This is a genomic window from Avibacterium sp. 21-595, from assembly GCF_023611905.1.
GTDB lineage: Bacteria > Pseudomonadota > Gammaproteobacteria > Enterobacterales > Pasteurellaceae > Avibacterium.
Genome location: NZ_CP091455.1, coordinates 545,522 through 557,067, shown reverse-complemented (window position 1 = coordinate 557,067; position 11,546 = coordinate 545,522). Strand labels below are relative to the sequence as shown.

The window sequence follows — 11,546 nt, the reverse complement described above, 5'->3', positions numbered from 1 at the left end:
GAAATCAAGGCAAATTCTGCATATCATTGCACAAGTAGGATAAGTTGATATAATCCCCTTTCCATTTTAACAAAGGAAAACGTTATGACAGTAAAAACGCAAATGCCTTTAACTTATTGGCAACGTGCAAAAGTGGCATTTCAATATCTGATGCCGCAGCTTTATTTAACTCAACTTGCGGGTTGGTTTGCTAAACAACGCTGGGGAGTTGTTACCCATTTTGTCATCAAATTATTTGCTAAAAAATATCAAGTTAATATGCAAGAGGCCGCAAAACCTCATTTTAATGATTATGCGACGTTCAATGAATTTTTTATCCGTCCCTTAGCAGAAGGTGCAAGAAAAATTGATGAAAATCCTACCGCACTTTGTTTACCTGCGGACGGCAGAATCAGCCAATTAGGACACATTGACGACAATCGTTTATTACAAGCTAAAGGGCATAATTTTCATTTAGAGGATCTATTAGCGAATGATGACGAATTAGTCCAGACCTTTAAAAATGGTGAATTCGCCACTATCTATCTTTCACCGAGAGATTATCACCGTGTACATATGCCTTGTGATGGCACATTACGCAAAATGATTTATGTTCCGGGTGCGCTTTTTTCAGTAAATCCATTTTTAGCCGAGCATATACCAAATCTATTTGCACGTAATGAGCGTGTCATTTGTCTTTTTGATACAGAATTTGGGCAAATGGTACAAATTTTAGTTGGTGCGACCATCACGGCGAGCATTAGCACGCAATGGGCTGGCATTATTAATCCTCCACGCTCAAATGAAGTGAAAGTTTGGACCTATGAGGGTGAAAATGCGGTAAAACTGCACAAAGGACAAGAAATGGGGGCTTTCCAACTTGGTTCTACGGTAATTAACTTATTCCAACAAAATCAAGTGAAATTAGCCGAGCAATTAGCCGTTGATACACCAGTCCATATGGGTGAAGTCTTAGCCTATAAACAGTAATTTATTTAATGAAAAGGAAAAAACAATGTCAGAACAATTTTTTAATCAAGTCTCTTTAGATGATATCTCAGCAAAAGGTAGCTATGGTATCGGTTTACAAATCGGTCAACAATTAGTAGAAAGTAAATTAGCGGTTAAGCCTGAAGCCGTTGCCAAAGGGATTTTCGATGTGTTAAATCAAAATCCACCTGCAATTGATTTAAACGAAGTAACTCAAGCCTTACAACAACTTCAACAACAAGCTGCTGAGGCGGCGAAAGCACAATTCAAACAAATTGAAGAAGCCGGCAAAGCCTATCTTGCGGAAAATGCCAAAAAAGAGGGCGTGCAAGTAACAGATTCAGGCTTACAATATGAAATCTTAGTTGAAGGCAATGGCAAGATCCCAAGTAAACAAGATCAAGTACGCGTTCATTACACAGGTACCCTTACTGATGGCACGGTTTTTGACAGCTCTGTACAACGCGGTCAGCCGGCGGAATTCCCTGTAAGTGGCGTGATTGCTGGTTGGGTTGAAGCCCTTTCAATGATGCCAGTAGGCTCAAAATGGAAACTCACTATTCCACATAACCTTGCCTACGGTGAACGCGGTGCTGGTGCGTCAATCCCACCATTTAGCACCCTTGTTTTTGAAGTGGAATTGTTAGATATTCTTTAATTGATCTTCTCCGTAAAAAAGACCTAGCTAATGGCTAGGTCTTTTTTCAATTAGAAAAATGCGTGGAAAAATAACCGCACTTTGTTTTTATGCACTCCCTTAAGTCAGACTAGAATAGTTCTTGTTGCTCAGAGGATTTCACTCCACCGTTTAAACGCTCCAATAATTCAGGCGGTACATAATAACCACGTTCTTTCACATAAGCGCGTTTAGGTTCAGTACCTTTGATAAAGTATTCCTTACGTCCACCACTATTAGAAAGCAAACCAGAACCTGTATCAATACGCTTTTCTATAATATTTTGTGGAAGTGGAAGAATACGCTCGGGTACATCTTTCAAGCTCGTTTTCATATAATCAATCCACGCTGGCATTGCTGTTTGTGCGCCAGCCTCGCCTTTTCCTAAATTACGTTTATTATCATCAAAGCCAACATAGACCGCCGTGGTGATATTTGCCCCGAAACCTGCATACCAAGCCACTTTTGAATTATTGGTAGTCCCTGTTTTTCCGCCAATATCCGAACGCTTAATTTGATTTGCCATTCGCCAGCTGGTTCCTTTCCAACCTAAGCCTTGTTCGCCATAAATTGCGGTGTTCAACGCACTACGAATTAAGAACGCCAGTTCACCACTAATGACACGAGGGGCATACTGCACTTGGGCATTGGCTTTTTTATCTTGTGCCATAAAATCCAGTGCATTTTCATCTAACTTTTTATTTTGACGATCAAGTTCTGGAATATCGTTAGGCTGTTCATCTTGATCTAGCTCCTCACCATTGGTGCTGCTATCCGTGGCGGCTAAATTATCTGGTTTTTCTAAATCAAGGTTTTTAAAGCCATCTAATTTTTCAGTTTCCCCATAAATCACAGGAATGTTATCACAGCTTACACACGCAATTTGTGGGTTCGCAACAAACAGTTCTTTGCCGCTATTATCTAGGATTTTTTCGATAAGGTAAGGATTTACCAAGAACCCCCCATTATCAAACACGGCATAAGCACGCGCCATTTCAAGTGGGGTGAATGACGCTGCACCTAAAGCCAAGGCTTCACTGGCAAAATATTGATCGCGTTGGAAACCAAAGCGTTGTAGGAAATCCGCAGTAAACTCAATGCCTGCCATTTGGATTGCTCGGATCGCAATCATATTTTTGGATTGCCCTAGCCCCACGCGCAAGCGCATTGGCCCATCATAGCGGTTTGGTGAATTCTTCGGTGTCCACACGTTTTGCCCCGGTTTTTTGATCACAATCGGGGAATCTTGTAGCACACTTGATAAGGTTAGCCCTTTTTCTAAGGCGGCTGCATAGATAAAAGGTTTGATAGATGATCCCACTTGCACTAAAGATTGAGTGGCACGGTTAAATTTGCTTTGTTCAAAGCTAAAGCCACCGACTAATGCTTCAATCGCGCCATTATCACTATTGAGAGAAACCAACGCGGAATTGACTTCAGGGAGTTGGGAAAGTTGCCACTCTCCATTACCACGTTGGCGCAACCAAATTTGTTCACCTGCTTTTGGCTGTTTTTTACCCGCCCAGCGCATTGCGTTTGGCGAAAGGGTTAGGCTGCTGCCATCATCTAATAATACTTTTGTGCCAGCTTTACTATTTTCTAATACCGCAGCAGGTACGAGAGGGGCTGAATTAGGTAGTTTTTTTAGGGCGTCGATAATTTTATCTTCGTCCCACGCGCTTTCCTCTTTTTTCCATAACACCGTTGCACCACGATAACCGTGACGCATATCATAGGCAAGCAAATTATCACGCACTGCTTTTTGTGCTTCTGCCTGATCAGCAGAAAGCACCGTCGTATAAACTTTATAGCCGCTGGTATAGGCATTTTCTTCACCAAAACGTTTCACCATTTCTTGGCGAACCATTTCAGTAACATAATCCGCTTTAAAATCTAATTGTGCGCCGTGATAGCTTGCCACAATCGGTTCGTTAATCGCTTCATCATATTCTGCTTGGTTGATATATTTCATTTCTAACATTCGTCCAAGCACCACGTTTCGGCGTGCGGTGGCTCGTTTAAGCGAATAGAGAGGGTTCATTGTGGAGGGCGCTTTTGGTAATCCTGCAATGACCGCCATTTCTGACAAAGTAAGCTGATCGAGCGATTTGCCGAAATAGGTTTTTGCCGCGGCAGCAACGCCATAAGCACGGTAGCCAAGATAAATCTTATTCAGATAAAGCGCTAAAATTTCATCTTTGCTTAGGGTGTTTTCAATTTCGATCGCCAAAATGGCTTCTTTTGCTTTACGCACGATGTTTTTTTCTGGCGTTAAAAAGAAATTTCGTGCAAGCTGTTGAGTAATAGTACTTGCCCCTTGAGAAGCCCCCCCTTTCATCACCGCGACACTAATTGCACGCGCAATCCCCACAGGGTCTAAACCGTGATGTTCATAAAAACGGCTATCTTCTGTTGCCAATACGGCATCAATTAATTTTTTTGGCACTTCATTCAGTTTCACAGGAATACGGCGCTGTTCTCCCACTTCACCAATGAGCTTGCCATCAGCCGTATAAATCTGCATCGGCTGTTGTAATTCCACCGTTTTTAGGGAATCTACACTCGGCAAGCTTGATTTTAATTGAACATAAAAAATTCCTACGACAACACAGCCTAAAATAATGATTGTCAGCAAGCTACTTAAAATTAATTTTGCGATCCGCATCGTAAAATTCTCTCTTCATTCGTGCAAAATTGAAAAAAATCAGAAAAACTAAAACCCGAAATTTTAGCTTAACTACTTCCTTAAAACGTAAGTATAAAGTTTAGTCAAAGAAATCCAAAGCTAAAAGTGCATTTAAAATGAATATTAGGTAGAAAGAATGAGGAAAATAACGCATTGCGCCGCACAAAAACAACAAGTGGGTGTATGGAAAAAGGGCGAAAATTACCAATGTGTTTGGTTTGATGAAACCAATCAAGTGCAGTGTTGCACGTTATCCTCACCAATTTCGTTACCACAGCTTGCGCGACATATGCCATCATCAAGTCGCCATTCCTTGAAAACAATGAGGTTTATTACCGCAATCTCACCACAATACACGTGGATACAAACTCTGTTATTACCACAAATTTTAACGCCCGCAGAATGTGAGCAACAATGCCGATTTTTATTCTCACAAGCCTTGCCTCTTCCTCTTGAAGAAATTTGGTTTGATTATCAATTAGAAACGCTCAAACAGGGCGCAAAACTGAGTATTGTTGCGATAAAAAGACAAACCGCCTTGGATTATCTAAACGCTTACGCCCCTTTGCCCATTCAAGTGCTGGATTGCTGTATTCACGCTATTATCCGAGCATTTCACTACCTGACGGGGATTGGCACGGAAAGTCAGGTACTTTTCCTTTACCAAGATGAGCAATACACCTTTGCCATTCAGCCCAACGCACCCACGATGCAATTTATACAACATATTGATAAAAATCTCCCCGCACTTGCTGAAATGTTCTGCCAACGTTATTCCTTTCAGCCTGAACAAATTTATGTCTATTGCGGTGATGTACAAGCCCAACCCTTGCCTAGCCAATGGCAGACCGTAGAAACCCATTTGCCTTTTATCGCGTTAGGTAATGCGTTATGGCGACAAGAAGGAGCAGGGAATGGCGATTAATTTACTACCGTGGCGATTGGCGACTCATCATAAGAATGTAAAAAAATTGCTGATTCGGGCAGGCATTTGCTTAGTCATTAGCCTTGCTGGTCAGATTATGATGCGTCACGTTTTACACGCAGAGCAAGCCATAGCACCACAAAAAAATGAGCAATATGAAAGCCTCTCACAGCGTTTAGCCGAAACCATTGAACAAATTAATGCGTTAAGGCAAAACTATGTTTCTCAACAAGAACAACAACCTTTGCCAGCACAAAACATTGTTCAATTTTTAAACTGGCTTGCGGCGCTTCCTTTGCAACAAGGGGAATTAAATGAAGTGTCGCTGACACAACAAAAATTATTACTCAGCGGTTTTACGGAAAATCAGCAAGAATTTGAACAATTACAGCAACGCATTACACAATTAGAACAATTTAACCACTCACAACTTACCCAATTTCAGCCCACGGGTTCACAACTGACGTTTGAATTTCAATTAAGCAATGAACAAGATGACGATGCTACTTTTTAACAATCCGCATAATTTACTTGGCAAGTTCGCCCAACTTTCCGCCTTCAAGCAATATGCCATATTGCTCACTTGCACCTTTTTGCCGTTATTTTTTTTGGTGATCGAATATCAGCAAGCCCAACAGCAAAATGCGCAAACCGCACGTCAAATTGTGCAATTAACGCAAGATTTGGATCATCAAAAACAAATTTTAAGTTCATTACAGCAAAGTAAACAACGCCCCTTTACACCCGAACTCACACACGATATCGCTGAAATAAACCAAGCACTACGCCCACAGGATTTTCAATTACAAGTCAAAAATAGCCAGTGGCATTTTTACCAAGCCCCTTATTTAACAATGCAGTTAGCTGGCAAATTTGAGCATTTACGCCAATTTTTGACCGCACTTTTAGATCGCACGCCACAGCTCAATGTATTACAACTTCACATTTACAAAACACAAGAAAATCCACTCTCACAACGCACACTCATCACTGAGGTTCGCTTTAAACTTTCTTTACATAAGGATAAGCAATGAAAAAATCGTTTCTTTTTTTGATCCTGTTCAATGCCTTTTTTTCTGCGCAAGCACAGGATCCCTTTGATCATACTCAACGTACAACACAAACGAAAGTTATCAATCAAGCAAATTCTGTACACTGTCCTAGTCATCAAAAAGTCTTGGCGGAAAATTCCTCTTTCCAGCAACTTAAGTTAGTCGGCATTATTCAGTTACCAGAACATCTCAACGCCATTTTTAGTCATCAACATCAACAAATTATCTTTGTTAAAAACCAAGATGTGATCGCTCAAGAAAGATTACAGATTACGGAAATCTCACCACAGCAAATTACACTTTTTGACTGTGCGCAATCACAAGTTGTTTATCTAACCTTTTAGGAGAGAAAAATGCGATTATTAAAGTGCGGTGCATTTTTTCTGAGTTTTTCATTGCTTGCCTCTGCGAGCGAAAAAACCGATGAAACCTTTTCAATTCGCTTACAGCAAGCCCCTTTGGTACATACCGTGCAACAACTCGCGGCACAACAAAACGTGAATTTAGTGATCGATGATGAATTGCAAGGCTCGATTTCGTTACAACTGCAACAAACAACGCTTGCGCAATTTCTGCAAGTGGTGGCTAAAATTAAACAACTCCAATTTTGGCAGGAAAATGGCATTTATTATTTAAGCAAAGCCACGCCACATTCTTCATCAGAAAGTACCAATCCCCTTCCCATTGAATTTGTCGATACATTACCCGAAATGAGCGCCCCTGTTTTGCCCACGCTATCCACAATGACGATAAAATTACACTATGCTAAAGCCTCTGAAATGATGAAAACACTGACTTCAGGCAGTGGTTCATTGCTTTCTGGAAATGGCAGTATAAGCTTTGACGATCGTAGCAACCTCTTGATCATTAAAGATGAAAAAGCAATATTGAAACAAATTAAAGGGATAGTAATGGAAATGGATAAACCCATTGAGCAAATCGCTATTGAAGCGCGTATTGTTACCATTAGCGATGAAAGCCTGAAAGAACTTGGCGTGCGTTGGGGGATTTTCACGCCGACAGAGGCAAGCCATAAAGTGAGTGGTAGTCTGAATGCGAATGGCTTTACCAATATTACCGATAATCTCAATGTGAATTTTGCCACCACGAATACGCCCGCCGGCTCAGTGGCACTGCAAATTGCCAAAATTAATGGACGCTTGCTTGATTTAGAATTAACTGCGTTGGAGCGCGAAAATAGCGTGGAAATCATCGCTAGCCCAAGTTTGCTTACAACGAATAAGAAAAGCGCTAGCATCAAGCAAGGGACGGAAATCCCTTATGTGGTGAATAATAGTAAAAATGATAGCCAGACCATTGAGTTTCGCGAAGCAGTGCTAGGATTAGACGTTACCCCTCATTTATCAAAAGATAACGGCATTTTACTGGATTTAGTCGTCAGCCAAAATGCGCCGGGGCGACGTGTTGCTTACGGTGAAAACGAAGTGATTGCCATTGATAAGCAAGAAATTAACACGCAAGTCTTTGCCCAAGATGGGGAAACCATTGTGCTAGGGGGTATTTTCCACGACACCATTACCAAAGCCTTAGATAAAGTGCCTGTGCTAGGTGATATTCCCGTGATTAAACGTTTATTCAGTAAAGAAGTGGAACGTCATCAAAAACGGGAACTGGTTATTTTCGTTACACCACATTTGATCAAAAAAGGGCAACGCGCAGAAAAACCAAGTGCGGTGAAAAATCCACCAAAAAATCACCGCACTTCGCCATCTTCTTTGAAAATTTCGTCCAAATCTCGCAAATAAATTTATTTTGACGGTTGAAAAAGGTAGGCATTTATTGAGATAATCGCCATTATTTTTTGGGTGATCTTTTAGCAACCATATTTGATTTTGTGGTTGTCTTTTTATTTATCGGAAAGATCAATTATTTTAAATTTTATTAAAGAAGAACAACGAGAAATGGCAGAAAAACGTAATATTTTCTTAGTAGGTCCAATGGGCGCGGGAAAAAGCACTATTGGTCGTCAATTAGCGCAAATGTTAGGAATGGATTTTATTGATACCGATGCGGAAATTGAACAACGTGCCGGTGCTGACATTAGCTGGATTTTTGATGTTGAAGGCGAAGAAGGTTTCCGCAAGCGCGAAGAACGTATTATTAATGAATTAACACAAAAACAAGGCATTGTGCTTTCCACGGGTGGCGGAGCGGTAATGTCAAAAGAAAACCGCAACCATCTTTCTGCGCGTGGCATTGTGATCTATTTAGAAACCACCGTAGAAAAACAATTCCAACGTACGCAACGCGATAAAAAACGTCCGTTACTACAAGATGTAGAAGATCCACGCCAAGTGCTTGAGGAACTTTCAAAAATTCGTAATCCGCTGTATCAAGAAGTAGCGGATATTACCTTACCCACGGATGATCAAAGTGCCAAAGTAATGGCAAATCAAATCGTTGATTTAATTGAAAATATCAACGGCTAATTAAGCAAAAGGAAAAAATGATGTTGTGCGTAAATGTTGAATTAAAAGAACGTCGTTATCCTATTTATATCGGCGCTGGCTTGCTCTCCGATCCTAGTGTTTATCCCCTAAAAGCAGGCGATAAAGTAATGCTTGTGAGCAATCCGACCATTGCACAACATTATCTTGTGCCAGTCACAGAAACATTAACTCAGCTTGGTTGTCAAGTTGATCACGTATTGTTACCCGATGGTGAGCAATATAAAAATCTTGAGTCGCTCAATCTGATCTTCACTGCATTATTAGAAAAAAATCACGGTCGCGACACGACTTTGATTGCGTTAGGTGGCGGGGTGATTGGCGATGTCGTAGGCTATGCTGCAGCCAGTTATCAACGTGGTGTGCGTTTTATCCAAATTCCAACCACGCTACTTGCTCAAGTCGATTCTTCTGTTGGTGGAAAAACCGCCGTGAATCACCCACTCGGTAAAAATATGATTGGGGCGTTTTATCAACCTTGTACAGTGATTGTAGATACGCTCACCCTTCATACCTTACCGAAACGCGAAGTCAATGCAGGTTTAGCGGAAGTGATTAAATACGGCGCTATTTTAGATTACCCATTCTTTGAATGGTTAGAACAACATATTGATGAATTGGTTGCCCTTGAACAAGCCCCGTTACAGCACTGTATTGCCCGTTGTTGCCAAATTAAGGCCGATGTGGTGGCAAGAGATGAAACCGAAAAAGGCGACCGAGCCTTACTTAATTTAGGTCATACTTTTGGTCACGCCATTGAAACCCATTTAGGCTATGGGCAATGGTTACACGGTGAAGCCGTCGCCGCTGGCTCAATGATGGCAGCAGCACTTTCTGAAATGTTAGGCGATTTATCCGTACAAGATGTGGGGCGTTTAGAAAAACTTTTTGCGCGTGCGAACTTACCTACGGTTTCGCCAGATACAATGCAACCTGAAGATTACCTACCACATATGATGCGTGATAAAAAAGTATTAGCCGGAAAATTACGCCTCGTATTGCTGAAATCACTTGGACAGGCTTATGTGGCTACCGATAGCGACAAAGATCTTGTTCTTGCAGCCATTGTCCGTTGCACACAAACTGACTAACTTCAATGTATCCTAATGCGACAATTTTCCCACAACAAAAATACCGCCCTTTTCTAAAATGGGCGGGCGGAAAATTTCGTCTTACCGATCAAATCAATAAATTATTTCCTAAGAAAAAACAATGCCTTATTGAACCTTTTGTCGGCGCTGGGGCAGTTTTTTTGAATAGCCAATTTGAACGCTATATTTTGGTAGATATTAATGCGGATTTAATTAATCTGTTTAATACGGTTAAGCAAGATGTAAATTTGTATATTGAGGCAGTGAAAACGGTCTTTTTCCACCCTGATGCCAATACACCTGAGTATTATTACGCACAGCGTAGCCAATTTAATCAATCCAGCAATCACTTTGAACGTTCCGTTTTGTTTTTGTATCTCAACCGTTTTGGTTTCAATGGGTTATGCCGTTATAACAGTAAGCAGGAATTTAACGTGCCTTTCGGAAGTTATAAAACCCATTATTTCCCCGAACTTGAGCTACGTTATTTTGCCCATAAAGCACAAAGTGCGGTGTTTATTTGCGCCGATTTTCACGAAGCGTTTAAATTTGCGGATGAAAATTCCGTTATTTATTGTGATCCGCCTTATGCGCCGATTAAGCAAGAAAGCAATTTCACCAGTTATGCGGGGAATGATTTTTCTTTAGCGCATCAACAAGCCTTGGCAAACTTAGCACAACATACCGCCAAGGAACATCAAATTCCTGTCTTGATTTCCAATCACGATACCAAATTTACACGTCAAATTTATCAAGGGGCGAAAATCAAACGTTTAAAAGTGCAACGTTCAATCAGCCAAGCCTCTCATAAACGAATTAAAGTCAATGAGTTAATCGCGACTTTTCACGGCAACCAAACTCAACGAGGCTGACTGAGCAAGGCAGGATTGACGTTAAATTGAAGTTGCTGAATTTGCGGATTTAACTCCTTTACTTTTGCTAATAGCTCTTTTTCTCTGAATAACAAACCTTGGCGCACCATCGCATTTGCCACCTCAATCACCAATACCGTTTCAGAAAAATTCGCCACACGATAAAAACCGTTAAATTGACTTGGAAATAACCGCGCTAATTGCTCGTTTAATTGTTGTAACAAAATGCCTTTTTGCATAATTTTGCCAAGGCGAGAATTTTCTAACACGTCTTGTACATTGGTGGGTTTACTGTATCGCATTACTTGTTTTCTACTTTTTTGACCTAATATTACACATCAAAGTAAGACATTGTAGTGATTTTCCGCTACAATGACAGTGATTTTTTGATTAAAAATAAGTTACCGAATGATTTCATCTAAAAGCACACAGAATTTTTGGTCGCAATTCCTACTCAGTATGATTGCGATCTTTGCCTTGCCTAATGCACAAGGTATAGAAAATACGGGGCTTGCTTGTGAAAATTATTCTCGGGAACAACGCCAAACGCAACAGCTTGCTTGTCATCAGCTTGTTGCGCACAAACAAATTATTCAACAGCGACAAAAACCAACGAAAAACCATTTTGTTGCCCCGAAAATTCTCCATCAAAAAGCACCGCACTTTATTTTTCCTGTATTGCGTGCGGCTACACCAATCCGCGCTGGCCCTGTTGCTTAGCCTTTTTCCGCCAAATATATACCCTTTGAATGATTTCAGCACCTTGCTGAAGTTTAATTTAACCTATTGATATAAAAGAAATAAGAT

The 11,546-nt window shown here is 40.8% G+C and carries 13 protein-coding genes; 11 read left to right on the top strand and 2 right to left on the bottom strand.

Features of this window, described 5'->3' with window-relative positions; all coding sequences use genetic code 11:
- Positions 1 to 84: 84 nt before the first annotated feature.
- Positions 85 to 969 (top strand): archaetidylserine decarboxylase, encoded by an 885-nt coding sequence (asd, locus tag L4F92_RS02650; protein ID WP_250364109.1) that lies wholly within the window; start codon positions 85 to 87, stop codon positions 967 to 969.
- 25 nt (positions 970 to 994) lie between these two features.
- Entirely contained in the window at positions 995 to 1,627 is a 633-nt protein-coding gene (locus L4F92_RS02645; RefSeq protein ID WP_250364108.1) for an FKBP-type peptidyl-prolyl cis-trans isomerase, read from the top strand.
- Positions 1,628 to 1,736: 109 nt separating this feature from the next.
- On the opposite strand, the gene L4F92_RS02640 is transcribed toward L4F92_RS02645, so the two are convergent.
- Complete coding sequence (locus L4F92_RS02640) at positions 1,737 to 4,310, bottom strand: penicillin-binding protein 1A (RefSeq protein WP_250364107.1); 2,574 nt, start codon at positions 4,308 to 4,310, stop codon at positions 1,737 to 1,739.
- 157 nt (positions 4,311 to 4,467) lie between these two features.
- Here L4F92_RS02640 and L4F92_RS02635 point away from each other — a divergent pair, with 157 nt between their 5' ends.
- The 8 genes from L4F92_RS02635 (at position 4,468) to L4F92_RS02600 (ending at position 10,739) form a co-directional block, all read left to right on the top strand.
- Complete coding sequence (locus L4F92_RS02635; RefSeq protein ID WP_250364106.1) at positions 4,468 to 5,256, top strand: competence protein ComA; 789 nt, start codon at positions 4,468 to 4,470, stop codon at positions 5,254 to 5,256.
- A complete protein-coding gene (locus L4F92_RS02630) occupies positions 5,246 to 5,770 on the top strand; it encodes a hypothetical protein (protein WP_250364105.1) in 525 nt (174 codons plus the stop codon). The genes L4F92_RS02635 and L4F92_RS02630 overlap by 11 nt, the downstream gene beginning before the upstream one ends.
- Positions 5,751 to 6,290 carry a hypothetical protein gene (locus L4F92_RS02625; protein WP_250364104.1) on the top strand — a complete coding sequence of 180 codons (540 nt, stop codon included), beginning with the start codon at positions 5,751 to 5,753 and terminating at the stop codon, positions 6,288 to 6,290. Before L4F92_RS02630 ends, L4F92_RS02625 begins: the two co-directional genes overlap by 20 nt.
- Positions 6,287 to 6,652, top strand: coding sequence for a pilus assembly protein PilP (locus L4F92_RS02620; RefSeq protein WP_250364103.1), 366 nt, complete (start codon positions 6,287 to 6,289; stop codon positions 6,650 to 6,652). The genes L4F92_RS02625 and L4F92_RS02620 overlap by 4 nt, the downstream gene beginning before the upstream one ends.
- A gap of 9 nt (positions 6,653 to 6,661) precedes the next feature.
- The gene (locus tag L4F92_RS02615; protein ID WP_250364102.1) at positions 6,662 to 8,074 is read left to right on the top strand and encodes a type IV pilus secretin PilQ; all 1,413 of its coding nucleotides are present in this window, start codon (positions 6,662 to 6,664) and stop codon (positions 8,072 to 8,074) included.
- Positions 8,075 to 8,209: 135 nt separating this feature from the next.
- Complete coding sequence (aroK, locus tag L4F92_RS02610; RefSeq protein ID WP_326938203.1) at positions 8,210 to 8,758, top strand: shikimate kinase AroK; 549 nt, start codon at positions 8,210 to 8,212, stop codon at positions 8,756 to 8,758.
- 20 nt (positions 8,759 to 8,778) lie between these two features.
- A complete protein-coding gene (gene aroB / locus L4F92_RS02605; protein ID WP_250364534.1) occupies positions 8,779 to 9,867 on the top strand; it encodes a 3-dehydroquinate synthase in 1,089 nt (362 codons plus the stop codon).
- A gap of 5 nt (positions 9,868 to 9,872) precedes the next feature.
- The gene (locus tag L4F92_RS02600) at positions 9,873 to 10,739 is read left to right on the top strand and encodes a Dam family site-specific DNA-(adenine-N6)-methyltransferase (protein WP_250364101.1); all 867 of its coding nucleotides are present in this window, start codon (positions 9,873 to 9,875) and stop codon (positions 10,737 to 10,739) included.
- Here the strand turns inward: L4F92_RS02600 and L4F92_RS02595 are convergent.
- Positions 10,727 to 11,041 (bottom strand): DciA family protein, encoded by a 315-nt coding sequence (locus L4F92_RS02595; RefSeq protein ID WP_250350924.1) that lies wholly within the window; start codon positions 11,039 to 11,041, stop codon positions 10,727 to 10,729. The two genes, L4F92_RS02600 and L4F92_RS02595, sit on opposite strands and share 13 nt — an antisense overlap.
- A 106-nt stretch (positions 11,042 to 11,147) precedes the next feature.
- Here L4F92_RS02595 and secM point away from each other — a divergent pair, with 106 nt between their 5' ends.
- The gene (gene secM, locus L4F92_RS02590; protein ID WP_250364100.1) at positions 11,148 to 11,459 is read left to right on the top strand and encodes a secA translation cis-regulator SecM; all 312 of its coding nucleotides are present in this window, start codon (positions 11,148 to 11,150) and stop codon (positions 11,457 to 11,459) included.
- Positions 11,460 to 11,546: the final 87 nt, after the last annotated feature.